This is a genomic window from Blastomonas sp. (assembly GCF_030373265.1).
In the GTDB taxonomy this organism is placed as follows: Bacteria; Pseudomonadota; Alphaproteobacteria; order Sphingomonadales; family Sphingomonadaceae; genus Blastomonas.
This window is the reverse complement of sequence record NZ_JAUCZC010000013.1, coordinates 63,286-88,139: the sequence shown is the minus strand read 5'-3', so window position 1 is coordinate 88,139 and position 24,854 is coordinate 63,286. Positions and strand designations below refer to the sequence as shown.

Below are 24,854 nucleotides of genomic sequence, written 5' to 3'. Positions count from 1 at the left end.
TTTTAAAAGGGGAAAGTGCATGGCCTTGCCGTTGCCTGCGATCACGCCGGAATCTGCCGCTTTCTGGACTGGCGGCGCGCATGGCGTGCTGCAGATCATGGCATGCACGATGTGCGATCACCGTATCCACCCGCCGCAGTTGATGTGCCCGCAATGCCTCTCACGCAACGTTAGGCCGGTGGCAGCATCGGGGATGGGGACCATTTACAGCTACACGATCAACCATCAGGCGTGGATACCCGAACTCCCGGTTCCCTATGCGCTGGTGATCGTAGATCTCGACGATCAGCCGGGCGTAAGGATAACCGCGATGCTGGAGGCGGATGATCTCGGCGCAATCGCCGTTGGTGCCCCGGTAGTGGTGGACTTCCACGAGCGTGAGGATGTCCACATTCCGTATTTCAGGCTTGGCTGACGCTCAGCCGAACCTTGCGCCTTCTGGCACACCGGCGCGCGCGGCACGCACCTCGATCAGATCGGCATTAACATCGCGCGGCAGCGAGACGATCGCCAGCAGTGCAGCAGCCATGGATTCTGGACTGGCTGCCTCGCCTGCCATGCTGGCATGGCCGGTTTCGACGATTTTTTTGTAGAATGCCTGGCTGTTTGCGACAGACCAGTTGGCCGATCCGGTGCTGCCCGCGACCGATCCCGAGCGCAGAATGGAGACGCGGATATTGTCAGCCTGTAGTTCGCCGCGCAGCCCGGCCGAAAGCGTTTCGACCGCTGCTTTCGTGGCGGCGTAAATGGTGAGCATCGGGAAGGGATGGTTGACCGATTCGCTGCTCAACGACACGATCTGGCCACTAGTCTGTTTCAGATGCGGAATTGCGGCTCGGATCAGCCAGATTGGCCCGAGTACATTGATCGAGACATGCTGCGCGATATCAGCGTCGCTGGCGTCTTCCAGCATGAATGGCCAGAAGACGGCAGCGTTGTTGACGATAAGGTCGATCCGGCCGAACTGCGCGGCGGTGCGCTCGACAGCACTTTTTACGGCTTGCGGCGATGCGATATCACATTCGATGGCTATTACCTGTCCGTCGTGCGTCGGCAAGCTCGACAACTCGGCCGAAGCCCTCGCCAATCCCGCTACGCGCCATCCGGCAGCGGCAAGCGCCAAGACGAAATGCCGCCCCATGCCCTTGGATGCTCCGGTGACGATGGCCACCTTGCTTGCGTGATCGTTCATCCTGTTGCCCTTGCTCGGTTAAAGTGACATCCCGGATTAACTGCAGATATTGACGACCTGTCAATTTCTGTCACTGTTTGTTGAGATTTGACGCAGCTTGGCTTAGTCCTCAATGCGCCAGACTAGGGGCCCAAAGTGAACCGAACCGCGAGCATCGATAAACCTGCAGCTCAGCCTCGCCTCGTCAATCAGAATGGTCAGCGCATTGGAGCCAAAGGCCAACGGACCCGGCAGAAGCTGATCGATGTCACGGTCGAACTTCTTCAGACCCACGGCCTGCGCGACCTCACCGTCGCTGAGGTCGCAAGGGTCGCGCAAACCTCGCCTGCGACTTTCTATGTGTATTTCGATGGTGTGCCTGAGGTTGTGCTCTCGGCTCTTGAAGCCGCAAGCCAGACTTCGCCGGAAATGCTGGCGCTTTTGGACGCCGACTGGGTTGGAGAGGATGGCCTTCAGCAGGCGCGCAGTTTCGTGACCATGTATTGTGGCATCTGGCTGGAAAACAGCACCGTGTTTCGCGTCAGGAACCTCGCAGCTGAAGAGGGCGATTTGAGGTTCATTGAAGCCAGGCGGAGCGCTGTGCGTGTCCTGCTTTCGCGGCTGACGGCACGCGTCGAAGCGGGCAGGATTGCGGGCCGTGTCGCTCAATCGATTGATGCGAGCGCCAATGCTGCGGCTATACTCATTCTGCTCGAGAGGCTGGCAGCGGTCGGCTCGCTTGTCAGTACAGAAGGACCTGATCACAGCGACATAAAGCTTGCTGCTGCCAATATGGTCGCGCACGCCATGGGCGCGCTTTAACTGGCAGGCTGCATCGCCGCGGCGATCAGCGCGGGCACATTGATGAGCCCCGTATTGACGCCGCCGGTAAAGGCTCCGTCCACCGGAAGGCACACACCACTGATAAAGCCGGCTGCCGGACTGTTGAGGAAAATTAGCGGCCAGGCCTGTTCCTCAGCGGTTGATTGCCGTCCGGAGGGGAGCGCAAAAATCTCCAGGATCTTTGGACCGGCAACGACCTCGAAGTCCTTCATCATCGGCGTGGCCGTCGGGCTGGGCAGGGTGGCGTTGATGCGGATGCCGCGCTTGATGAGGTCGACTGCGCGCTGCTGCGTCCACACCACCAGAGCCTCTTTTGAAAATCCATATCCGTCGGCGACAGCGTCGGCATGGGCTTTAACCCACTCCATCGCCGCGGCGGGATCGTCAATGGCAATGAACTCCTGGAGCAAAGCCAGACGAGCGTGATAGTTCATTGCAGCGTTCGACGAGACTGTGACAACGGCACCGCCTTCCCGAATTCGGGGAATCCACTGGTTGGTCCAGTGGCGGATGCCGATGAAATTGACCTGGACCACGTCTTGCGCAGGAAAGGTCTGAGGCAGGCCTGCGCAATTGAACACTGCGTCCACCTCTCCGCCAATGGCTTCGACCGCTGCCTCGATGGCCGCTGTGTCCTTGAGGTCGACTTGAGTGAAGGATGCCAGACCGACGGGGCTGGGCTTGATGTCCACGCCGTGCACCTCTGCCCCCAATCGAACCAGTTCCCGGGCGCACGCCTCGCCCATGCCCGAAAAGCAGCCCGCGATGACAACGCGCTTGCCAACATAAGACCAGATATCCGACATCCCCATCTCCTTTGCAGTCCAATGATCACGGCGCTGCTTGATACATCTGATACACACGGCCACCGCGCATGGAAGCGAAAAACTGACGATGATTCAACTTTTGGTCTAAGCGGGAACCGAGCAGCTGGCCCTTGAATCCGGCCAGTACCGGTCGCGAAGCTCGCGCTTGTAAAGCTTTCCGGTCTCATGCCGAGGGAGGCTGGCCTCGAAATCGATGCTGCGCGGGCATTTGTAGTCAGCGAGTCGGGACCGGCAAAACGCGATCAGTTCGTTGGCCAGCGCGTCGCCCGCTTCCTGCCAGTTGCGCGGCTGGACCACAGCCTTCACAGCTTCGCCCATATCCGCGTCAGGAACACCGATCACCGCGACGTCGGCGACCTTTGGGTGGGCGGCGAGTATATTTTCTGCCTCTTGCGGATAGATGTTCACACCGCCTGAAATGATCATGAAGCTCCTGCGATCTGTCAGGAACAGATAGCCGTCGCTGTCGAGATATCCGATATCGCCCAGCGTCGTCCATCCGGGGTGCACGGGATGGCGCGCAGAGGCGGTCTTCTCTGGGTCGTTGAGATAAGCAAAATCCCAGCCGCCTTCGAAGTAGATCAGGCCTTGTTCACCGCAAGCCAGGACATTGCCTGATTCATCTGCAACGTGCACCACTCCCCAATCGGCCCTGCCTACCGAGCCGGGCTTCTCCAGCCATTCCTGCGGTGTAATGAAGGTCGATCCATTGCCTTCCGATCCGCCATAATATTCGTAGATGATCGGCCCCAACCAGTCGATCATCGCGCGTTTGATCTCGACTGGGCAGGGAGCAGCGGCATGGACGATATGGGTCAGCGATGCGGTGTCGAACTCTTTGCGCTGCGCCTGCGGCAACTGGAGCAGGCGAATGAACATTGTAGGCACCATCTGCGCGAAAGTTACCCGGTGTTGCGCGATTGCCTGCAAGGTGCCCTCGGGTGTGAATTTGTCCGGTATAATGACTGTGCCACCCAGTCGCTGGACAGAGGTGCTGAAGGCGAGCGGGGCAGTGTGGTACAAGGGCGCGGGCGAGAGAAATACCGTGTCCTTGCCGACGCCGTAACGCATCTGCTGACGGGCAGCGAGCATGTGGGGTTCGGTCGCAGGTCCGCCAGTGAGCGGAAGTCGAACGCCCTTTGGTCGCCCCGTCGTGCCAGACGAATATACCATATGGAACCCGGCGCTCTCGTCCGAAATCGGGTGTGGCGAGAACGAAGTGATGGCATCGTGCCATTTGCAGCCAAGACCAAACGCGGTGTCTGCGAACAGGACGTGCTCAAGCGATGGGCAGTGGGTGCTCCGAATATCGAGCAAAGCCGACATCGCGGTGACTGACGCATCGCCGATCAGCAGCTTTGCGCTGCAATCGTTCAAGATATAGGCAGCCTCATCAGCGCCCAGACGGGTTGAGATCGGCGTGATGTAAAGCCCGGCCCGCTGAGCTGCCCAGTATATCTCGAAATAACGCAAGGTGTTGGGTGCCCAGAGCGCCAGCGTATCACCTGTTCCCAGCCCTAAAGAACGGAATAGGTGCGCACCTTGATTGGCCCACGTCTCGAGCGCCCCATAGGCCAGATGCTCGCCTGTATCGGCATGGATGGCGCAGGGTTTGTCTGGATTATCGAGGGCATGAAAGCGTGGGTGCATGAGATCTCCAGGCTTTGATGCCGAAGGTTGCTGGGTCTGCGGACGACCCCGGTCGCGCCAGGGCGACATCACAGAAATATAACTACGTCATATTTGAGTCAATGTCGGTCTGAATGATCTCGTCCGCATGATGCGATTGCAAACCTTGCCAAGGCATGCCGACCTAGTTATCACACTAGGTAATACATTTCCAGCGTATGCGGCGCGGACGGAGGGTGCCAATGATGATGATTATGCGGTGCTCCGATCTTTCCAATCTTGATGGCAGATCCCATGCGATAGCGCCTCGCCCGGTACAGCTGACAAGGGACGTTGGCTTCGTGAAGGGGTGCATTGCCCAGATAGGGTGAGGGTATCGGTATTCTCAGTTGAACGATCGGAGTAGTGAAAATGACGGATGAATTAGGTGTGGACGTTCGTGATGGCGTCATGGTCATTACCATGAATCGCCCCGACGCCAGGAACGCCATGAACAAGGAGATGGCTGAAGGCATTGCCCAGGCACTAGAAACTCTCGATGCCGACCCGGAAGTTCGCGTTGCCATCCTTACTGGTGCCGGCGGACACTTTTGTTCCGGCATGGATCTGAAAGGATTTTTGCGCGGCGAACATCCTGTCGATGCCAAGCGGGGTTTCGGCGGCCTTGTCCTTCAACCGCCAGTCAAACCCCTGATTGCGGCGGTGGATGGATATGCGCTGGCTGGTGGACTCGAAATGGTGCTTGCATGCGATCTTGTTGTTGCGAGTGCTGGCGCAAAATTCGGAATTCCCGAAACGAAGCGTGGTTTGGTGGCGGGGGCAGGTGGATTAATGCGTCTGCCAGATCAGATACCTGTGCGGATAGCGATGGAGCTGGCATTGACAGGTAACTTGTTCGATGCGGAACGGGCTTTGGGCATGGGCTTGATCAACAGGATTTCGTCTGGACCATCCCTGGAAGCCGCCATGGAACTGGCTCTCGAGATTGTCGCCAACGGCCCGATTGCTGTGCGTGTTTCAAAGCAGATCATTACGCAGTCACGAGCCTGGTCGCTTGATACGCGCTGGGAAAAACAGAATGAATACCTGCCAGAGGTCCTGCACTCCGCTGACGCCAGAGAGGGCGCGCTGGCATTTGCAGAAAAGCGCAAACCAAACTGGCGAGGTGAATAATACAATCTTAAAATCTCCCGACACCGTTTGCGCTTCAGTCAGTCATTTGTGGTGACTGAAGCTAGATGCTCATAGTGCAGGTGACAGCTGAACCATCTGTCGAGCAAATATCAATGATTGAATGGTGATCTGGTTTTTCAGGTCGGCAAGAAGTTCGAAGGTCGTGGGCGCATGCTTAGAGATATAGTATTGGTTCATGGCGGCGGGCAGGGAGCCTGGGTTTGGGCCGAGACCATTGCCGCGATTCGCGTGGAGGCTGGAGCAACCGCAGGGCGGATTTTTTGCCTGAATGTGCCGGGCTGTGGGGATAAGCGCGGTCAAGATACAACAGGCATGAGCATTCCAGATGTGATCGACGAGCTTGCGTCAGAACTGGATGCCAACAATGTTAGCGATGCACTGCTGGTCGGGCATTCGCAGGCTGGCACTCTGCTTCCCGGCCTTTGCGCAGCGCGATCCGATCGTATTGCGCGCGCAGTCTATTTTACCTGCGCGGCTCCCGACGTTGGGCAGACCGTTGTGCAAATGATGGGGGGTGGCATACACGGGAGTCATCAAAGAGAGGTCGGGTGGCCGCGAGATCCAGCCACCACGTCGTCATCAGAAATGTTCCATGCTGGTTTCTGCAACGATATGGATGAGAAGCAGTCACGCACCTTCGCGGCCAAGCTTGGTATGGACCATTGGCCGACAGCTTGCGCGACAGAATGGAGCAAATGGCATTATGATTCAGGCTGCTACGTTCCGGTGACGTATGTCCTTGCCCTTGCAGATAACATACTTCCTTTGGCTTGGCAGGAGCGATTTGCTGCAAGGCTCAACGCAAGCCGCTTGGTGCGCCTAGACTGCGGTCATCAGGGTATGAACACACGGCCATACTCTCTGGCAGAAATCCTGATTGAGGAAGCGCGCGTTCCTTATGTTGGTGCAGGCCACTGATGCGGGTAATGGTTTGGCCCATCTTCTGCTCCGGCATCTACGCTCTACTCTGCCTGTTGAACGCCGCATTCTCCTTCAGCTTTGAGCCAGGTCCGGCCATGCGAGGAGCATCGAAAATCTGACGCAGCACATGCAATAGACAGCAGATCATCGATAGCGACAATTGGGCATTCGTTGCCAATTTCGGGGTCGTTATCGCCATTGTTACCGCGCCCGTCTCTTGCGCCAACATTCAAACGAGCAATAAGATGATCCGATAGGTTTCGTTCGGTATCGTCCTCAATGACGGCGTGCCGTGCCGCAAGGCTTCCCCCAGTTCAAAAGTGCATGACATTCGGTGTCTTTCCGACACACGCGTTACCGCTCTCGACGTTGCACAACAATTCTTCCGCAGCCATGCCAATGCCCCACATCCCTTGCCACCTTTCTAATGAGCCAATCTATTAGTAGGTACTTAAATCGGATGGAAGAAAATTACAGAAAATCATCGACAACAATTGAGTAGTTTGGCATAGTTCAGATGCGGTTTGAACGCGCGAGTGCTCTCTAAGGGAACGGTGCGTGGGACTATTTATCTGTGCGAGTAATTTGAACAACCTTATCAAATACTTAAGGTTAACTTATTGAAACCACCCTCTCCGCCAGGTACCAATCCCACACAATCCCTGATCAGCTCCGAAAGTCCAGCGTCCCTGCGGGGTTTGCTGGTGATTCGGATCCAAGTGTGTCCCACGTTGTCCGGACCGACATTTTTGCAAATGTGGGACATAAAATCATGATCAGCGCCATGGAAGCGACTTCGAACACCGGCCCGAAGTCCAACGGTCAGTCCAGCCGCCGTGTCGGTTTTGGCGAGGGCCTTTTTTCGCTATGACAGGCCGGGAGGGACCAGCAGTTGGGTCTGCCGGGGCTGCGCTCGGCATGATCGGCCTGCCCATCGCGATGTGCGCGCGCAGCTCCAGGACACCGCGCCATTCGGGCTAACGGCACCGAACCGGTCGCAGTTTTTTGCGTGACCTGCTTGATTTGCCCGAACCATGGCGCGACCCTCGCGCGCGAGGGCGGAGCATCGGACAATCCGCCAGCATGGACGTATGGGGGAGCGATGATGCGACGGAACAGGCTTGCCTTGGCATTGGTGTTGCTGGCGCCGGTGTTGCTGGCGCCCGTGATGGGCGCGCGCGCCGCTGACGATCCGTCCAGACTGTTCATCGATCACCGCAGCACAACCATGAAAGCCGCCGAAACGCTGGCGGGGGAAGCGCGCGCCGATGCCATGCGGCTGGCGCGCATCCCTTCCGCCACCTGGCTGGCCTATGGCACGCCCGAGATCGCCGAGGGACTGGCGCGCGATGTCACCGAGCGTGCCGCTGCTGCCGGGCAGATTCCGGTGCTGGTCGCGTACAACATCCCTTATCGCGACTGCGCGCTCTATTCGGCCGGGGGCGCGGCGGATGGAGCCTCCTACCTCGCCTGGATCCGCGGGCTTGCCAAAGGAGTCGGAGACCGCAAGGCGATCGTCGTGCTTGAACCCGACGGGCTTGGCGTCATCCCCTGGCATCGCACGCTGGCGGGGATTATCGAGGGGTGCCGGCCCAAGGGCCAGGACGAAGCCGCCGCCGCGCGCCGGTACGATCAGCTGCGCGGCGCGGTGGCGATCCTGGCCGCGCTGCCGAACGTCCGCATCTATCTCGACGGCACCGGCAGCAGCTGGCTTGCCCCCGGAGAGATTGCCAGCCGCCTGATCCGCGCCGACGTGGACAAGGTCGCGGGCTTTTTCCTCAACGTCTCGAACTTTGAGAGCGACGCGCGCGTCGTGCCCTATGCCCGCTGGGTCAGCGATTGCATCGCGCTGGTCAGCCGCACCGGGCTCGATCCGCGCGCCTGCCCCAGCCAGTTTTCCGCCGACCCTTTCGAGAAGCCCGATAACCGCAGGCGGATCGATGCCGCCTATGACCGGCTGTTTGCCGAGCGCGGGCTGAAGCGCGCGCCCCAGTCGCAGAAACACGCGCTGATCGATAGCAGCCGCAATGGCTTGGGGTCGTGGAAGCCGCCTGCCGGGCGGTATCGCGATGCCGAGGTGTGGTGCAATCCGCCGGCCAGGGGGCTGGGACGCAGGCCGACTCTCGCGAGCGGCGAGGCCTATGTCGATGGCTTTCTGTGGATCAAGGTCCCTGGCGAATCGGATGGCGAATGCCTGCGCGGCACCGCCGGGCCGCAAGATCCGGAACGCCGGACCAAGGCACCAGCGGCAAGCCAGTGGTTCGTCGAGCAGGCGCGCGAACTGATCGAGCTCGCCAAGCCGCCGCTGGACCGCGACTAGACGCGCATCAGGCGATCGCCGGGGCCGCAGTCGATGCGCGCACCAGCAGCTCGTGCGCATGGTCGCGGCGCTGGGCAGGCTCTGGCGCGCCGTTGCCGTCGAGCAGCGCGATCAGCCGATCGGCGGCGTCCCAGGCCATCTGCTGCACCGGCTGGTTGACCGTGGTCAGTTGCGGCCAGGCGGTGCGCGAGACCTCAGAATTGTCAAAGCCCGCGACCGAAAGGTCCTGCGGGACCGACAGCCCCATTTCCCTGGCCGCTGCGATCGCTGCCACGGCCATGTCGTCATTTTGTGCGAGGATTGCGGTGGGGCGCTGCTTGCGGGACAGCAGGGTGCGGGCGACCCGATAGCCGATGTCATAGGTGAAATCGCCGGTGATCACGAGCGCCTCGTCGATCGCCACGCCAGCCTCGGCAAAGGCGCGGCGATAGCCTTCCAGCCGGCTGCCGCTGGCGGCATGCGACGGATCGCCCAGGATGATGCCGATCTGGCGATGCCCCAGCATCAGCAGATGCTGCGCGACCGCATGCCCGGCTGCGCTTTCGTCCATCGCCACCACGAGCCCGCGACCCAGATCGCGGTGCGGCGTGATCCGCGCATAGGGCAGGCGCTGGCGCTCCAGCATGTCCAGCAGCAGCGGCTGGTCGCAGGCTGGTGGGGCGAGCAAGACCCCGTCCAGCCCGGCCCGCAGCAGCAGCTTGCCCAGCTCTTCGGTGCGGCTCGCGACATGGGCGAAGGGCAGCACTACCAGCCGGTAACGCTCATCGTCGAGCCGGCTGAGCGCGCCGTTCTGCAATTCGACGACATAACTGGGGCTGGGCCGTTCATAAGTCAGGCCGATCAGGAACGAGCGTCGAGCGATCAGGCTCTGCGCCGCCAGATTGGGGTGATAATCGAGCGCTTTTGCAGCCTCTTTCACCTTGTGGCGCACCGCGGCGCTGACATGCGGCGCGTCGTTGAGCGCGCGTGATACGGTCTTGGGGGTGACCCCGGCCACCCGCGCAATATCAACGATCGTGGCGCGCTTTGAAATTATTCCCTCCAGACGTTGCATGGCCCCTGAACAGGTTCCAGGGGAAATTCCTCCAACGGAAACCCCCCAATAGGCCGATGCGATATGTCCCCTTTAGCGCCTCTCTTGACTTGTGTCGATGGATGGCGGTAAACGTTGACCGAGAATCGGTAAACGTTGTCAGGCGTAAACAACCGCCGACAGGATGGGAGGGGTGATGATCGTGCCGCGTGGGGCTGTTCTTGCATTGCGTAATGCGTCGCTAATGGCGCTGGCTTGGCCGCTCGCGCTTGGCGCCGGCCCTCTTTGTGCAGCCGCCGATGCCTCCAGCGCCGCTGCAGCCAGCGCAGAGGCGCATGCCGAACTCTGGCCGCAGCGCGAATCGAAACTGGCGCTCGATCCTGAAGTCGAGCGGAAGATCGACGACCTGATCGCCGCGATGTCGGTCGAGCAGAAGGTTGGCCAGATCATCCAGGCCGATATCGCCAGCGTCACGCCGGACGACGTCTATCGCTATCATCTGGGATCGGTGCTGAACGGCGGCAACTCAGCCCCCGGCGACCGCTACAATGCGCCTGCCAAGGATTGGCTGGCTGCTGCCGATGCCTTTTACACCGCGTCGATGAAGCCCAACGCGAAGCTGCCGCGCATCCCGGTCATCTGGGGCAGCGATGCGGTGCACGGCCATAACAACATCGTCGGTGCAACGCTGTTTCCACACAATATCGGCCTCGGCGCCGCGCGGAACCCGGACCTGGTGCGCCGGATCGGCGAGGCGACAGCCATCGAGATGCGGGTCACGGGGCTCGACTGGACCTTTGCCCCGACGCTGGCCGTCGTGCGCGACGACCGTTGGGGGCGAACCTATGAGGGCTTTGGCGAAAGCCCGGAGATCGCCGCCAGCTATGCTGCGCCGCTGATCGAAGGGCTGCAGGGCAAGGTCGGCGACAAGGACTGGCTCCGCGGGCCGCACATCATCGCGACGGCCAAGCATTTCCTCGGCGATGGCGGCACTTATGGCGGCAAGGACCAGGGGGATGCTCAGATGCCCGAGGCAGCGTTGCGCGATCTGTTCAGCCCGCCCTATCTGCCCGCGCTCGATGCCGGGGTGCAATCGGTCATGGTCAGCTTTTCGAGCTGGAACGGCGTGAAGATGCACGGCAACCGTTCGCTGCTGACCGATGTGGTCAAGGATCGCTGGAACTTCGACGGGTTCCTGGTCGGCGACTGGAACGGCCATGGTCAGGTTGCAGGCTGCACCACCACCGATTGCGCGGCCTCGGCGGTTGCCGGGCTGGACATGTACATGGCACCGGATAGCTGGAAGGACCTGTACCGCACCACGCTGGCGCATGCGAAACAGGGCGCACTGCCCATGGCGCGGCTCGATGATGCCGTGCGCCGCATCCTGCGGGTGAAGCTGCGCGCCGGAGTGTTCGAGGCGGGCAAGCCTTCGCAGCGCCCCTATGGCGGTCGCTTCGAGCTGCTGGGCAGCGCCGAACACCGCGCTCTGGCGCGCGAGGCGGTGCGCGAATCGCTCGTACTGCTGAAAAATGCGGGCAGCCTGCTCCCGCTCAATCCCGGCGCGAACATCCTGGTTGCGGGCGACGGTGCGGACAACCTGACCAAGCAGACCGGCGGCTGGACTTTGAGCTGGCAGGGGACCGGCACCAAGCGCAGCGATTTCCCCAATGCGCAGTCGATCTGGGAAGGCATCGCCGCCGAGGCGAAGGCCGCAGGCGGCATGGCAACGCTGTCGGCCGACGGCAAATTTGCCACCAAGCCCGACGTCGCCATCGTGGTCTTCGGTGAAGACCCCTATGCCGAATTTCAGGGCGACCGGCCCGACATTGGCTATGACGACGCCAGATCGCTCGACCTGCTGCGCAAGTTGAAGGCGGCAGGGATCCCGACGGTCTCGGTCTTCCTCTCGGGCCGGGCGATGTGGGTCAACCCGTTCCTCAATGCCTCGGACGCCTTCGTCGCCACCTGGCTGCCGGGGTCGGAAGGCGGCGGCGTGTCCGACATGCTGTTCGGCAAGGCCGATTTCCGCGGCAAGCTACCCTATAGCTGGCCTAAGGCCAGCGACCAGACCGCGGTCAATATCGGCGATCCGGGCTATGATCCGCTCTTCCCCTATGGCTTTGGCCTGACCCTGGCCGACAAGGGCGAGCTTGCCCCGCTGCCGGAAGCGCGCGCCAGCGTCGCTGTCGCTGATCCCGGCGTGCTGTTCGCTGCGGGCAAGCCCGGCGCCGGGCGCCGGCTGCTGATCGGTCCGCCGGGCAGCCTTTCGACCAATCCCGGCCCCGATCTGATCGAGGCGCGCGCTGCCGACCGGATTGCGCAGGAAGATTCGGTACGGCTGCGCTGGACAGGAGCGGGGCAGGCGGTTGCCGCCATTGTCCGCGACGCCCCCGAGGATCTTTCGCGCCAGTCGAATGGCGAGCTGGCCCTCGAAATCGAACTCAAGGTCGATACCCCGCCCACGGCTGAGGTCAGCCTGTTGATGGGGTGCGGCGCGCAGTGTGCTGGCGGCTTCCCGCTCGGCCCCATGCTCACTGCCGCCGCAAAGACCGGCCAGTGGACGCGGATCGCGGTTCCGCTGAGCTGCTTTGCCAAGGCAGGCGTCGACATGACCCGCGTCGATACGCCGCTCAGCCTCGCGACCGCGGGCAGGCTCGAAATCGTCATGTCCTTGGCCAGAATCGTCTCGCCGAGCGGACCGGTAGTTCAATGCAAATAAGATTGAGAATAGGGAGGATGTCATGAACACAAACAAGTTCACACGCGCCGCGCTTTTCGTGCTGCTGTCGACCTCGGCGGCGTTGCCTGCCTATGCGCAGGATCGCCCTGCCGACGGGGCGGAGCGCGACAAGGACGAGATCATCGTCACCGCCAACCGGCGCGAGGAAAATCTGCAGGACGTCTCGGGCGTCGTCCAGTCGTTGGGCTCCGAACAGCTGCGCCGGGACGGTATCGTCGAACTGCGCCAGCTGCAGCTGTCCGTACCCGGCCTCAGCATCGCCAACCAGGAAGGCAATGTCGAAATCTTCATCCGCGGCGTGGGTTCGGCAAACAATACCGAACTGGGCGATCCCGGCGCAGCGCCGCATCTCAACGGCACCTATATCCCGCGTCCACGCGGGCTCGGCCTGATGTTCTATGACCTTGAACGCGTCGAGGTGAACAAGGGGCCGCAGGGCACGCTTTACGGGCGCAACGCGCTGGCGGGCACGCTCAATATCATCACCGCCAAGCCCAAGCTGGGCCAGTTCGGCGGCTATGCTCAGGCGGAGGTATCGAACCGCTCGTCTTATGCGGCGGAAGGCGCGATCAATGTGCCGCTGGGCAGCACCGCGGCGCTGCGCGCTTCGGCTTACTACGTCAACCGCGATTACGGCTTCAACAACGTGTCCACCGGTGCGCCGGCCAACACGCTGAAGCCTGCGGGGCTCGAAGAAAATTACGCCGCCCGCCTCTCTTTCCTCTGGGAGCCAAGCGACCGCTTGAGCATCTCGATCATCGGCGATTACGGCAAGGAGACGGGGACTGGCTATCCGGGTGCGAACATCTTCAGCGCGGTCGCAGCGACCGGCCTCAGGCCCGACAAGCTGAACCTCAGGGATGTCGTCTATCGCGGCCTGCAGGGCGATATGGAAAACGAGCTCTGGGGTGTCCAGGGAAAGATTGCCTATGATTTCGGTACCTTCGGTGCCGAGCTGACAGGCAGCTACCGCTCGGTCGATTTCTATCAGGTCAATGCCTCGAGCGACGGCATCGACTTTCCCGGTCGCGACCTGTCGGCGGTGCAGTACGACAATTTCTCGGGCAATTTCTGGCAGACCAAGTCCAAGAGCCAGGTCTATGAAGCGCGCATCTTCGCCAATGAAGACCAGCCGTTCCGCTGGAATCTGGGCGGCTTCTATTTCAACGAGGACCAGGCGGTCGGCTATCTCGCGCTCGCCGATCGCGGCTATTGCTGCTATTCGGCGACCGAATTCGTGATGCCCGAGGTGAAGGGCGAAAGCTTCGCCTTCTATGCCGACGGAACCTATGACGTCGCCGACCGGCTGCGGCTGATCGCGGGCATCCGCTATACCGAAGAGAAGAAGTCGCGTTTCGGTATCGGCGGCAACTGGGCGCTGACGTTGGGCGGCGAGGATTTCGCCTGCTGCTTTGCGACGCGCGTCGGCACCGAAGGCTTCCGCCCGGCCTTGCTCGACCGGCCCAACTTCAACGTGTCGAACATCACCACGCCGAGCGGCCAGGCGCAGTTCCTGATCGAAGGCATCGCCCGGCCGGGACTGAGGGATACGCTGATCGCGCAGATCGGATCGATCGCCAACGGCACCAACCCCAATGGCACCTGTATCGATCGGCCCGATATCGACAATGGCTTCGTCAACTGTCCCGCGCTCAACCCGGCGGATCGCAATGGCGGTTTCAGCTTTGCGAACCTCACCATTCCAGGCCAGCAGATCGGGCGGGCCAAGTTCGATTTCATCGACTGGCGCGTCGGGGTCGAATTCGACATCAACGACGACCACATGCTCTATGCCAAGGTCTCGACCGGGCATAAATCGGGCGGCTTCAACGACAGCTTCAACGGGTCGGCGATCCCGGAAGAATTCCGGCCCGAAGACCTGCTGGTCTATGAATTCGGCAGCCGCAATGCCTTCGACCTGTTCAACCGCCCGGCGGTGTTCAACCTGACCGGCTTCTATTACGATTATAACAACCAGGTCTTTCAGGACCTGACCTGCATCAACCTCGACACCACGCAGGCCCCGCCGGTGTGCAACGGCTTTTCACTGGTCAACCGCAATATCGGCGCGTCGCGGATCTATGGTGCAGAGGCCGAATTGCGCTTCAAGCTGCCGGGCAGTTTCGCGGTGGATCTGAACGCGGCGTTCCTCGACACCAAGATCACGCGCGGCACGGTGGCCGATGCACGCGCGCAGGATTTTGGCGCAGGTGGCAATTCGCCGCTGATCAGCCTGGTGGGCAACCGCCTGCCGCTGGCGTCGAAGATCAACATCAGCGCGCGGCTGTCGCAGTCCTTCCAGGCGGGCCCGGGCCGGTTCGACTGGCAGGCGCTGCTCAACTACCGCTCCTCCTATTTCCTCAGCCAGTTCAACGAGGATGACATCGTCTTCCTCGACGGCACGCGGCAGACCTCGCTGGCTGCGGGCTTCCCCGACCGGCAAAAAGGCTTTTCGACGCTGAACCTGGGCATGGGCTATACGATCAGCAACTTCCGCATCGAGGCCTGGGCCAGCAACTTCCTGAACGAAGAGATATCGCAAAAGGCGCTGGTCGGATCGTCGCTCAATATCCGCTTCCTCAACGATGCGCGCAGCTATGGTCTTCGCGTTCGCGTGGACTTCTAGGCGGGGCTCCGGCTGCTGCCGGTCCTTCGTCCGGATTTCTGGTGTTCGGTGATCTCTGCGCGGTGAAATGGACCATTTCCCGCGCGATCACTTCAGGCATAAGGGGGCCAACGCCCGGGCCGTTCATGCGCTTCTGGCGGATGGGCGGTCCGGGACGGCGGGCCTGGGTACAGTGCGGATGAAGCCATGGGTGTCGGAGCTGGAGCATGAGCGTTGGGCGGCAGACCCGGTGACCCAGGACACGGCACCGCCGAGGCCCGGCTTTCTGCTGCTCTATGCGCTTGCCTATGCCGGCGGCGTCATCGCCTATACCCCGTTCCTGATGCTGATGCTGCCCGCTCGGGTGACCGAACTGGCCGGCAACCAGGATGTGCGCTGGCTGGGCTATATCGTCTTTGCCGGGGCCATCGCCGCCAGCCTTTCGGGCGTGGCCTCCGGCTGGCTGAGCGACACAAGCCGCCGCCGCAGGGAATGGGTCGCGCTGGGCTTGGCAGCGACGGTGGCGCTGCAACTCGCCATCGCACAGGCCGGCACCATCCAGACGCTGCTATGGCTCGTCGTCGGCTGGCAGATGGCGCTCAACTTGATGCTCACGCCGCTGGTCGCCTGGGCCGGCGATCACGTGCCCGATGACCAGAAAGGGCTGCTCGGCGGCCTGTTGTCGCTTGCGCCGCCCCTGGGCGCACTGTCCGCGATGCTGTTGCCTGCAAATGGCTCGGAAGATCTGGGCGCCAAGGCTGCGACCATCGCGGCCATGACGGTGACGCTCGTGCTGCCCCTGTTGCTGTTGTCCCCATCGGCACCGCCCCCGCTTGCGCCCGTCAGATCGGCTGACACGGCTGTCGTGCCCGCTTCGGTCACCGTCCGGGTCTGGCTGGCGCGGCTGTTGATGCAACTATCGGGTGCAGCGCTGGCAGCCTATCTGTACTTCTGGCTGCGCAGCCTCGACCCCGCGCTGGACGATGACGGCAAGATGCTGCTCTATGCAGGCGGGCTGGCGGCCTCAGTCGGGGTTGCGCTGTTGCTGGGGCGCTGGACCGATCGCCATGGCCGCCCTTTTGCCGCTCTGGCGCTGACCGCCGTCGCGGCGGCAGCGGCGCTGCTGGTCATGGCACTGGCGGACACCCCGGCGATCGCCAAGCTGGCCTATATGCTGTTTGCTACCGCCAATGCGGCGTTTCTGGCGCTGCATGCCAGCCAGACGCTGCGCATACTGCCTCATGCGGCTTCGCGCGGGCTGGGGATCGGCCTGTTCAACCTCACCAACACCGCACCATCGCTGATCATGCCCTGGATCGCGATTTCGGTGGTGCCGGACTTTGGCTATGCCAGCCTGTTCCTGGTTCTGGCGCTGCTGGCGCTGGCGGCGGCGCAGCTGCTGTTCAGCCTGCCTCGAGATGCATGATGCCGCCTGGCTGGATGGTCCGATGCTCTATGGCTTGGGCGATCCGCGCACGGATGGCGCATGGAAATTTGACAAGAAGGCGGGCGAGGGCCCGCCGCTAGAATGAGGATGATTGCATGGCGCTCGCACCGCAGAACATGAACGGCAATCCGGCAGAGTCAGGCGGGCATGTCGATGCGCCTGAACTGCGCCTGTTCGTCTTCGGGCTGTTCTTCATCTTCGGCGGCATCACCTCGCTCAATGATGTGATCATCCCCAAGCTGAAAGAGCTGTTCACGCTGAACTACACACAGGCGATGCTGGTGCAGTTCTGCTTCTTCACCGCCTATCTGCTGATCGGCATTCCGGGGGCCAAGCTGGTCAAGAAGGTCGGCTATATGCGCGGCGCGGTGTGCGGGCTGTTGCTGATGATGCTGGGCTGTCTGATGTTCATCCCCGCCTCGCGCAATGCGACCTACGGGCTGTTCCTGTTCGCGCTGTTCGTGCTGGCGAGCGGCGTGGTGATCGTCCAAGTCGTGGCCAATCCGCTGATCTCGATGCTGGGCCGGCCGCAGACCGCGTCGAGCCGCCTGACCTTTGCCCAGGCGTTCAACTCGCTGGGCACCACCATCTTCCCCATTGTCGGATCGGCGCTCATTCTCGGCAGCCTCGCCTCGGTCGGTGCGGACCAGTTTACCGGCCCGGCGCTCGATGCCTATCGCACCGCGGAAAGCCAGGCGATCGTCAACGGCTATCTCGGAATTGCGGCCGCGCTCGCGGTGGTGGCCGGCGCGGTGTGGCTGTTCCGCAACCGGCTGAAGGGCGAAACGCACGAACCAAGCAGCGGCCTTGCCGGGTTCGACCTGCTCAAGCGCCGCCGCTTCGGCTTCGGCGCCCTGTGCATCTTCCTGTATGTCGGCGCAGAAGTCTCGATCGGCTCGCTGATCGTCAACTATCTGATGCAGCCCCAGGTCATGAGCTTGCCCGAACAGGCGGCAGGCAAGCTCATCGGCCTGTACTGGGGCGGCGCGATGGTCGGCCGCTTCATCGGATCCGGCCTGATGCGCTTTGTCAGTCCCGCCAAGCTGCTCGCGGCCGTAGCCATCGGAGCCATCGCGCTGATTCTCGTTTCCACCAGCACCAGCGGTGCGGTCTCGGGATACAGCCTGCTGGCCGTCGGCCTGATGAACGCCATCATGTTCCCGACCATCTTCAGCCTGGCGTCGGACCAGCTGGGCCCACGCGCTGCCGACGGATCGGGCATCATCAACATTGCGATCTTCGGCGGGGCGGTGATCCCGCTTGCCACCGGCGCGCTGGCCGATGCGACCGGCAACCTGGGCCTCGCGCTGCTGCTTCCTGCTTTGTGCTATGCGGTGATCGGCGGCTATGGCTATTACGCGCGGCCGAAGGCGGCGTGACGCTAGCGATGCTTGGCGGCCATCGGTGCGGCGCGCCAGCCGCGCGTGAACGCGTGGCGGGGGAACTGGCGCAGTATCGGGGAAGAGCTGGATTATGGTGGGTGTCGCGCCCATCGGGCTGGCTGATCTCCTCGCATGTGCATACGGGGTCTTGCAGATGAACCTCCAGGATAGTGGATCGAATTTCTTCACCCGCTGGCTGAGGCAATCTAAGCAATATTCAACACCAATAGAGTGTTGAGCCGACGCTTGCGGCATGTTGTGGCCTGTAGATCGGGCCGCTGCCGGGCATGCAGTCCCGAAACCGGCAGAATGCGCCGAAACCCTGTATCGCTTTCGAATTTCTGGCGGTAGCATCCTATTGATCGATCGCGCGTTGCTTCTGTTCCGGGGAGCCGCTGGTGCGGCACAAAAGAAAGCTCAAGCATGAATGGCAAAGGTGAACTGGCAGTGTCGCGCCGTGGTGTGATCGTCGGCGGTACGTCCGCGGTTGCGCTGGCATCGCTGCCAGCGTCGGGGCAGGAGCGCGCCCAGGCGCAACCCTCCGCTTCCATGCCCCCTGCCGCCATGCCCGTGGCGTTCGAGGTCAACGGCGCGCCGGTCGAATTGACGCTCGATACCCGCACGACGCTGCTCGATGCGCTGCGCGAGCATCTGAAGCTGACCGGGACGAAGAAGGGCTGCGATCATGGCCAGTGCGGCGCGTGCACGGTGATCGTTAACGGCCAGCGGATCAATTCGTGTCTGAGCCTCGCCGTCCAGCACCAGGGCGACACGGTCAAGACGATCGAGGGGCTGGGGACACCCGCCAATTTGCATCCGATGCAGGCAGCGTTCATCAAGCATGACGGCTATCAGTGCGGCTATTGCACCCCAGGCCAGATCTGTTCCGCGGTGGCGGTTCTGGACGAAATCAAGGCAGGCGTGCCCAGCCATGCGCAGGACGACATCACCGCCAAGCCCCGCGTGACGTCCGATGAATTACGCGAACGGATGAGCGGCAACATCTGCCGCTGCGGCGCCTATTCGAACATTGCCGAGGCCATTCTCGAGACTGCGGGAGCCAAGGCATGAAGAGCTTTACCTATGAGCGCGCCAAGACACCGGCCGAGGCTGCTGGGAGTGTCGCCAAGGCCTCAGGCGCAAAGTTTCTGGCGGGCGGGACCAACCTGTTGGACCTGATGAAGCTGGAAATCGAGACGCCGACGCATCTGGTCGATGTGCAGGATATAGGGCTCGACACCATCGAGAAGACCAAGGACGGCGGGCTGCGGATCGGTGCGCTGGTCACCAACACTGCGCTTGCCTCCGATCAGCGGATCCGCCGCGATTATGGCGTGCTGTCGCGCGCGATCGTCGCCGGCGCGTCGGGCCAGCTGCGCAACAAGGCGACAACGGCCGGCAACCTGCTTCAGCGCACGCGTTGCCCCTATTTTTATGACACCAACATGGCGTGCAACAAGCGCCAGCCCGGCTCGGGCTGCGCCGCGATCCAGGGCTATTCGCGCCAGCTCGGCGTCATCGGCACATCGGATTCGTGCATCGCCACCTATCCTGGCGACATGGCTATCGCCCTGCGCGTGCTCGACGCCACGATCGCCACGGTCAAGCCGGATGGCGCGACCCGCACGATTGCGATGGCCGATTTCCACCGGCTGCCCGGCGACACCCCGCAGTTCGACACCGTGCTCGAACGCGGCGAGCTCATTACCCATGTCGACCTGCCGCGCCCGATCGGCGGCCAGCATGTCTACCGGAAGGTGCGGGATCGCGCCTCCTATGCGTTCGCTTTGGTGTCTGTCGCGGCGGTGATCCAGCCAGACGGAAAGGTCCGCGCGGCCTTTGGCGGCATGGCGCCGAAGCCGTGGCGGGTCGAAGCGGGCGAGGCGGGGCTGCATGAAGACCCGGCTGCGGCGATGGAGACCATCTTTTCCGGAGCGCGGCCGACCGAAGACAACGCTTTCAAGATCCCGCTGGCCCAGCGCGCGCTGGCATCGGCCGTCGCACAGACACGGAGCTGATCACTATGGAATTCAAAGCTCCTGCCGAGACAAACCTGTTCGATACGGCCAAGATCGTCGGCAAGTCGACGCCGCGGATCGATGGTCCGCTCAAGACCACCGGCACCGCGCCTTACGCCTATGAACGGCACGATGTCGTGGCCAACCAGGCCTATGGCTATGTGCTGGGCTCGGCGATCGCCAAGGGACGGATCACGTCCATGGACGTTTCCGAGGCGCTGGCTGCGCCCGGCGTGATCACCGTGGTGACATCGCCCGATAGCGATATCCCGGGCATCAGCTCGATGAACAATGCCCGGTTGTTCGGTGGCAGCGAGATTGCGCATTACCATCAGGCGATCGCCTGCGTGGTTGCCGAAACGTTCGAGCAGGCGCGCTCGGCTGCGGCGCTGATCCGGACGAAGTACGACCGCGAACAGGGCCGGTTCGATTTTCCCGCGTTGGCCCCCGGGGCCCCGCTCGCCAAGGGCCGGGGCGGCAAGCCTGACGAGGCAAGCCTGGGCGATTTCGATGGCGCCTTCGCGGCGTCGGCGGTCAAGCTGGATGCGACCTACACCACCCCCGATGAGAGCCACGCGATGATGGAGCCGCATGCCACCATCGCCGCTTGGGAAGGCGACCAGCTGACCTTGTGGACATCGAACCAGATGATCGCCTGGGGCAAAAAGAGCATGGGCGAGGCGTTGGGCATCGACCCTGAAAACATCCGGCTTGATTCGCCCTATATCGGTGGCGGGTTCGGCGGAAAACTGTTCATCCGCGCCGATGTCTTGGTCGCCGCGCTCGCCGCCAAGGCCGCCAAACGGCCGGTGAAAGTTGCGCTCCAGCGTCCGCTGATGGCCAATAACACCACGCATCGTCACGCCACGATCCAGCGCATCCGCATCGGTGCGCAGACAGACGGCAAGATCACCGCGATCGCGCATGAAAACTGGTCGGGCAACATCAACGGCGAGGATGGCGAAAACGGCACGCTGCAGACGCCTGTGCTCTACGCCGGGGCCAACCGGAAGACGGCAAACTACATCGCCACGCTCGATCTGCCCGAGGGCAACGCGATGCGCGCACCTGGCGAGGCACCCGGCCATATGGCGCTGGAGGTCGCGATGGACGAGCTGGCGGAAAAGCTGGGCATCGACCCGATCGAGCTGCGCATTCGCAACGAACCGACGAGCGTTCCCAGCAAGCCGGAAAAGCGCTTTTCCGACCGCAATCTGGTGCGCTGTCTGCGCGAAGGATCTCAACGGTTCGGCTGGTCGGACCGCCAGGCGGAACCCGGCAAGGTGCGCGATGGCCAGTGGCTGGTCGGCATGGGCGTCGCCGCAGGGTACCGCGCTGCACCGACGATGAAATCGGCAGCTCGCGTCCGCCTGGATGGCAGCGGCAAGGTGATCGTCGAGACCGACATGACCGATATCGGCACCGGCAGCTATACCATCATCGCCCAGACTGCCGCCGAGACGATGGGCGTATCGCTCGATCGCGTGGTCGTGACGCTGGGCGATTCGCGTTTTCCTGCCTCGTCCGGCTCGGGTGGCCAATGGGGCGCTGCGAGTTCGACCGCGGGCGTTTACGCTGCGTGCGTCAACCTGCGCCGCGCGATCGGGGAGAAAATGGGCTTCAATGGCGACGATGCGGTGTTCGCCGATGGTCGCATCCGTACGGGCAACCAAGTGGTCGATCTGGCCGATGCGGGCAGCCTGTCGGCCGATGGCGAAATCACCTTCGGCGAGTTCAAGCGCGGCTATGACGTGGGTACCTATGCCGCGCATTTCGCGGAAGTCGCAGTCAACGCCTATACCGGCGAGGCGCGCATCCGCCGGATGCTCGCGGTGTGCGATGCCGGGCGCATCCTCAATCCGCTCTCGGCGCGCAGCCAGGTCATCGGCGCGATGGTGATGGCGGCCGGCGCGGCGCTGATGGAAGAACTGGCTGTCGACAAGCGGTTCGGCCTGTTCATCAACCATGACCTGGCCGGATACGAAGTGCCGGTCCACGCCGACATCACCCGGCAGGACGTCGTGTTCCTCGATACGCTCGACCCGATCATCTCGCCGATGAAGGCCAAGGGCGTCGGCGAACTGGGCATATGCGGACCCGGCGCGGCCATCGCCAACGCCATCTACAACGCGACCGGCGTGCGGGTGCGCGACTATCCGATCACGCTGGACAAATACTTCGAGAAGCTGCCGACCATCGCGTAGGGGCGCCGCACCTGTTCGCTTCGCGGGGGTGAGATGCCTCGCTCAAGCGGGGCTCGCGGCCTTCATGCGGTAGAAGATGCCGCTTTCGTCCTGCCCGGTCAGCTCCAGCACACCCGTCACCACGAACATCTTGGTCTCGTTGGTGGGGAAGGGGATGTCGGCGTACACCTCGATGAACTGCGTCGGGATGGCGTGGAAGTGGAACGGGCAGCCCGGCGGGTAGGCGAGCAGCACGAAGTGCTTCTGCCGGCTCCCTGTGTCGAGCGGCTTCATCCAGCCTGCGACCTTGATGCGCTTGCCCGCCAGAGACTTGACGGCCGGAGTGAACAGCGGCTTGGAATAGAGATAACCATCCTTGCCGGTAGTACGGGTCTGCTCCTTGGTTGCCTCGAGCACCGCCCAGGATACGCCGCCCTTGGGGGTGGCCGCAGGTTTCCAGACATCTTCGACCGGGGCCTTCTTGCCTTGCTGCATGGCCGCCTGTGACGCGGTCTGCGGCAGCGCCACCAAGGCAAAGGCAGCGATCAGGGAGATGAGCTTGCGCATGGAAATCAGGTCCTCAACTGTATTTTGCCAGAGTGTCCGCCAGATCCACCCGGAAGATGCGGATGGCGGGAAGCGCGGCTGCGACCAGGCCTATGCCGAGTGCAGCCACCAAAATCACAGCTTCGCCGGGCAGGAACCGGGCTGCGGAAATGCCAAGTTCGCTGATCGTCGGGAAAGCGCTTGCCGCCACTGCAATCAGCGCATGCGCCAGCATGATGCCACCCAGCGCACCGATCGCCGCAATCAGCAGCCCTTCGGCGAGGATCGTGCCGAACACCGCACCGGGCGTCGCGCCCATCACCCGCAGCAGCGCCAGATCGCCCTCGCGTGCGCGGGTTGCGCTCCACAGGGCGACGAACAGGCTGAGCCCAGCCGAAAAGGCCAATAGCCAGCCGAACAGCCGTGCCCCCTCGATAACCGACCCGAACAGCCCGAGCAGCCGGGCGGCTTCGGTTGCGGGGGCTGCTGCCTGCAACGCGGTCTGGCGGTTGATTTGCGTGGGCAGGCGCATGGCGGCTGCCGCGTTGCGATAGCGCACCAGGATCGCGGTTATCTCGGGTTGCGCGCCGTCTGCCTGCAGCGCCTCGTCGTGATGCGCGTCATCATGGCCCTCGGCGTGCCCGGCTTCGTGGTCATGGCCTTCGTGGTCATGGCCTTCGTCGTGGTCGGCCTCATCGCCGTGATCGTCATGCTCGATTCCGTGAACGTCCCATACCGATTCGATCGAGGTCACGATCAGCCGGTCGAGCGCGGTGCCGGTGGGAGCGAGGATGCCGACGGTGACGAAGGGGGCGTGGTCATGGCCCTGCTCGCCATCTGGGTCGGGCCCCAGGCCATGGCTGCCGATGAACTTCTGCCCCAGCGCGGCGCCGGTGCGCCGCGCGACCTCGGCCCCCAGCACGACCTCGGAAGGCTTGGTGAAGGTCCGGCCCTGCGCGATCGGGGCGGCATATAGCTCGAGCAGCCCCTGGTCGCTGCCGACGATGCGGAAGCCCTCGAAATTGTCGCCCAGCGCCAGCGGCACGGCCTTGGCGACGCCGGGGTCGCCGCGCAGCCGCGCGAGCTCGCCCAGCGGGATATTCCCGGTCGGCTGGTCGATATGGTAGACGCTCGACAGCACCAGTTGCAGCGGCGATCCCTTGGCGCCTACCACCAGGTCGATCCCTTGCGCATCGCGCTCGAACCGCTCGCTCGCCTGGGTAGCGAACTGCAGCAGCAGCACCAGCGTCGCCACCGCGATCCCCAGCAGCAGTGCATTGAGCGCCACGGTCATCGGGCGGTCGCGCATATAGGCCAGGGCAAGCCGGATCATGCGGCGGCCTGAGGGGTCATCGCGCCGATTGCGCGCACGGACTCGATGTGGGCGCGCAATCGGTCGTCATGCGTCACGATCAGCAGGCTCGATCCGGCCTCGCGCGCGCAATCGCGCAGCAAAGTGATCACCTTTTCCATGTTGGCGTGGTCCAGCGCCGAAGTCGGCTCGTCGGCGATGATCAGGTCCGGCTGGCCGATCAGCGCACGGGCGATCGCGGCACGTTGCGCCTCGCCCTGGCTGAGCTGGCGGGGCAGGGCATGCGTGCGGTGGGAGAGGCCGAGCCGGTCGATCAGCATCGCCACCCGCTCGGTGCCGCCGGTGCCGCCCACCAGCCGTTGCGCCAGCAGCAGATTGCCGGTGATATCGAGCGCGGAGACCAGCCTGAGCGTCTGGAAGACCAGGCCGATGCGGCGTCGGCGCAGATCGTCGCGCTTGCTGGTGGACTGTCCGGTCATGCTTTCGCCGCCGATGCTGATGCTGCCGCTGTCGGGGGTGAGCAGCCCGCAGACGAGGTTGACCAGGGTCGACTTGCCGCTGCCCGACGCGCCGATCAGCAGGCTGTGTTCGCCCGGCGCCATGTCGAAGCTGAAATCGGAAAGGATCGGGCGTCCGGCAAAACGGAACGCGACGTGCTGGAGCGAAAGACTCATGGCTGG

Annotated in this window: 19 protein-coding genes; 12 read left to right on the top strand and 7 right to left on the bottom strand. The window is 62.8% G+C overall.

Annotated features, from left to right (window positions below):
- Positions 1-19 precede the first annotated feature (19 nt).
- The gene (locus QUV11_RS09665) at positions 20-415 is read left to right on the top strand and encodes an OB-fold domain-containing protein (RefSeq protein ID WP_300882072.1); all 396 of its coding nucleotides are present in this window, start codon (positions 20-22) and stop codon (positions 413-415) included.
- A 3-nt stretch (positions 416-418) separates the two neighbouring features.
- Here QUV11_RS09665 and QUV11_RS09660 read toward each other — a convergent pair whose 3' ends face one another.
- Positions 419-1,192, bottom strand: coding sequence for an SDR family oxidoreductase (locus tag QUV11_RS09660; protein ID WP_300882070.1), 774 nt, complete (start codon positions 1,190-1,192; stop codon positions 419-421).
- A gap of 135 nt (positions 1,193-1,327) precedes the next feature.
- Between QUV11_RS09660 and QUV11_RS09655 the strand changes: the two genes are divergently transcribed.
- On the top strand, positions 1,328-1,993 hold the full coding sequence (locus tag QUV11_RS09655; RefSeq protein WP_300882068.1) for a TetR/AcrR family transcriptional regulator: 666 nt from the start codon (positions 1,328-1,330) through the stop codon (positions 1,991-1,993).
- Here the strand turns inward: QUV11_RS09655 and QUV11_RS09650 are convergent.
- Positions 1,990-2,820, bottom strand: a complete 831-nt coding sequence (locus tag QUV11_RS09650; RefSeq protein WP_300882066.1) for a coniferyl-alcohol dehydrogenase — start codon at positions 2,818-2,820, stop codon at positions 1,990-1,992. The genes QUV11_RS09655 and QUV11_RS09650 overlap by 4 nt on opposite strands.
- A 105-nt stretch (positions 2,821-2,925) precedes the next feature.
- On the bottom strand, positions 2,926-4,560 hold the full coding sequence (locus tag QUV11_RS09645) for an acyl-CoA synthetase (protein WP_367279850.1): 1,635 nt from the start codon (positions 4,558-4,560) through the stop codon (positions 2,926-2,928).
- 321 nt (positions 4,561-4,881) lie between these two features.
- On the opposite strand from QUV11_RS09645, the gene QUV11_RS09640 reads away from it, so the two are divergent.
- From QUV11_RS09640 to QUV11_RS09630, 3 genes are all read left to right on the top strand, one after another.
- Complete coding sequence (locus QUV11_RS09640; protein WP_300882064.1) at positions 4,882-5,643, top strand: crotonase/enoyl-CoA hydratase family protein; 762 nt, start codon at positions 4,882-4,884, stop codon at positions 5,641-5,643.
- Positions 5,644-5,760: 117 nt separating this feature from the next.
- Positions 5,761-6,582, top strand: coding sequence for an alpha/beta fold hydrolase (locus tag QUV11_RS09635; protein ID WP_300882062.1), 822 nt, complete (start codon positions 5,761-5,763; stop codon positions 6,580-6,582).
- 1,108 nt (positions 6,583-7,690) lie between these two features.
- Positions 7,691-8,905: a glycoside hydrolase family 6 protein gene (locus QUV11_RS09630; RefSeq protein ID WP_300882060.1), complete on the top strand. Its 1,215-nt coding sequence runs from the start codon at positions 7,691-7,693 to the stop codon at positions 8,903-8,905.
- Positions 8,906-8,912: 7 nt separating this feature from the next.
- Here QUV11_RS09630 and QUV11_RS09625 read toward each other — a convergent pair whose 3' ends face one another.
- Positions 8,913-9,959 (bottom strand): LacI family DNA-binding transcriptional regulator, encoded by a 1,047-nt coding sequence (locus QUV11_RS09625; protein WP_300882058.1) that lies wholly within the window; start codon positions 9,957-9,959, stop codon positions 8,913-8,915.
- Positions 9,960-10,182: 223 nt separating this feature from the next.
- Here QUV11_RS09625 and QUV11_RS09620 point away from each other — a divergent pair, with 223 nt between their 5' ends.
- From QUV11_RS09620 to paoC, 7 genes are all read left to right on the top strand, one after another.
- Entirely contained in the window at positions 10,183-12,660 is a 2,478-nt protein-coding gene (locus QUV11_RS09620) for an exo 1,3/1,4-beta-D-glucan glucohydrolase (RefSeq protein WP_300882056.1), read from the top strand.
- 22 nt (positions 12,661-12,682) lie between these two features.
- Entirely contained in the window at positions 12,683-15,307 is a 2,625-nt protein-coding gene (locus QUV11_RS09615) for a TonB-dependent receptor (RefSeq protein WP_300882054.1), read from the top strand.
- Positions 15,308-15,485: 178 nt separating this feature from the next.
- Positions 15,486-16,712, top strand: a complete 1,227-nt coding sequence (locus tag QUV11_RS09610) for an MFS transporter (protein WP_300882052.1) — start codon at positions 15,486-15,488, stop codon at positions 16,710-16,712.
- A 116-nt stretch (positions 16,713-16,828) separates the two neighbouring features.
- Complete coding sequence (locus QUV11_RS09605) at positions 16,829-18,112, top strand: sugar MFS transporter (protein ID WP_300882051.1); 1,284 nt, start codon at positions 16,829-16,831, stop codon at positions 18,110-18,112.
- Positions 18,113-18,538: 426 nt separating this feature from the next.
- Positions 18,539-19,186, top strand: coding sequence for an aldehyde dehydrogenase iron-sulfur subunit PaoA (gene paoA, locus QUV11_RS09600; protein WP_300882049.1), 648 nt, complete (start codon positions 18,539-18,541; stop codon positions 19,184-19,186).
- The gene (locus tag QUV11_RS09595; protein WP_300882047.1) at positions 19,183-20,133 is read left to right on the top strand and encodes a xanthine dehydrogenase family protein subunit M; all 951 of its coding nucleotides are present in this window, start codon (positions 19,183-19,185) and stop codon (positions 20,131-20,133) included. The genes paoA and QUV11_RS09595 overlap by 4 nt, the downstream gene beginning before the upstream one ends.
- Positions 20,134-20,138: 5 nt before the next feature.
- Positions 20,139-22,337, top strand: coding sequence for an aldehyde oxidoreductase molybdenum-binding subunit PaoC (gene paoC / locus QUV11_RS09590; RefSeq protein ID WP_300882045.1), 2,199 nt, complete (start codon positions 20,139-20,141; stop codon positions 22,335-22,337).
- A 42-nt stretch (positions 22,338-22,379) separates the two neighbouring features.
- Here paoC and QUV11_RS09585 read toward each other — a convergent pair whose 3' ends face one another.
- Genes QUV11_RS09585 through QUV11_RS09575 form a run of 3 tightly spaced genes read right to left on the bottom strand, consistent with a single transcriptional unit; the run spans position 22,380 to position 24,848 of the window.
- Positions 22,380-22,883 (bottom strand): DUF3299 domain-containing protein, encoded by a 504-nt coding sequence (locus QUV11_RS09585; RefSeq protein WP_300882043.1) that lies wholly within the window; start codon positions 22,881-22,883, stop codon positions 22,380-22,382.
- 13 nt (positions 22,884-22,896) lie between these two features.
- Positions 22,897-24,195: an ABC transporter permease gene (locus tag QUV11_RS09580; RefSeq protein WP_300882041.1), complete on the bottom strand. Its 1,299-nt coding sequence runs from the start codon at positions 24,193-24,195 to the stop codon at positions 22,897-22,899.
- Positions 24,192-24,848: an ABC transporter ATP-binding protein gene (locus QUV11_RS09575; RefSeq protein ID WP_300882039.1), complete on the bottom strand. Its 657-nt coding sequence runs from the start codon at positions 24,846-24,848 to the stop codon at positions 24,192-24,194. The genes QUV11_RS09580 and QUV11_RS09575 overlap by 4 nt, the downstream gene beginning before the upstream one ends.
- Positions 24,849-24,854 lie beyond the last annotated feature (6 nt).

What these genes read in the sequence shown, in the direction of transcription:
- QUV11_RS09610 (WP_300882052.1), top strand. Translation starts at nt 15,486, where the DNA reads ATGAAGCCATGGGTGTCGGAGCTGGAGCATGAGCGTTGGGCGGCAGAC.
- QUV11_RS09645 (WP_367279850.1), bottom strand. Translation starts at nt 4,560, where the DNA reads ATGTCGCCCTGGCGCGACCGGGGTCGTCCGCAGACCCAGCAACCTTCG.
- QUV11_RS09660 (WP_300882070.1), bottom strand. Translation starts at nt 1,192, where the DNA reads ATGAACGATCACGCAAGCAAGGTGGCCATCGTCACCGGAGCATCCAAG.
- QUV11_RS09630 (WP_300882060.1), top strand. Translation starts at nt 7,691, where the DNA reads ATGCGACGGAACAGGCTTGCCTTGGCATTGGTGTTGCTGGCGCCGGTG.
- QUV11_RS09665 (WP_300882072.1), top strand. Translation starts at nt 20, where the DNA reads ATGGCCTTGCCGTTGCCTGCGATCACGCCGGAATCTGCCGCTTTCTGG.
- QUV11_RS09650 (WP_300882066.1), bottom strand. Translation starts at nt 2,820, where the DNA reads ATGTCGGATATCTGGTCTTATGTTGGCAAGCGCGTTGTCATCGCGGGC.
- QUV11_RS09585 (WP_300882043.1), bottom strand. Translation starts at nt 22,883, where the DNA reads ATGCGCAAGCTCATCTCCCTGATCGCTGCCTTTGCCTTGGTGGCGCTG.
- QUV11_RS09640 (WP_300882064.1), top strand. Translation starts at nt 4,882, where the DNA reads ATGACGGATGAATTAGGTGTGGACGTTCGTGATGGCGTCATGGTCATT.
- QUV11_RS09615 (WP_300882054.1), top strand. Translation starts at nt 12,683, where the DNA reads ATGAACACAAACAAGTTCACACGCGCCGCGCTTTTCGTGCTGCTGTCG.
- paoA (WP_300882049.1), top strand. Translation starts at nt 18,539, where the DNA reads ATGAATGGCAAAGGTGAACTGGCAGTGTCGCGCCGTGGTGTGATCGTC.
- QUV11_RS09580 (WP_300882041.1), bottom strand. Translation starts at nt 24,195, where the DNA reads ATGATCCGGCTTGCCCTGGCCTATATGCGCGACCGCCCGATGACCGTG.
- QUV11_RS09595 (WP_300882047.1), top strand. Translation starts at nt 19,183, where the DNA reads ATGAAGAGCTTTACCTATGAGCGCGCCAAGACACCGGCCGAGGCTGCT.
- QUV11_RS09575 (WP_300882039.1), bottom strand. Translation starts at nt 24,848, where the DNA reads ATGAGTCTTTCGCTCCAGCACGTCGCGTTCCGTTTTGCCGGACGCCCG.
- QUV11_RS09620 (WP_300882056.1), top strand. Translation starts at nt 10,183, where the DNA reads ATGGCGCTGGCTTGGCCGCTCGCGCTTGGCGCCGGCCCTCTTTGTGCA.
- QUV11_RS09625 (WP_300882058.1), bottom strand. Translation starts at nt 9,959, where the DNA reads ATGCAACGTCTGGAGGGAATAATTTCAAAGCGCGCCACGATCGTTGAT.
- QUV11_RS09605 (WP_300882051.1), top strand. Translation starts at nt 16,829, where the DNA reads ATGGCGCTCGCACCGCAGAACATGAACGGCAATCCGGCAGAGTCAGGC.
- paoC (WP_300882045.1), top strand. Translation starts at nt 20,139, where the DNA reads ATGGAATTCAAAGCTCCTGCCGAGACAAACCTGTTCGATACGGCCAAG.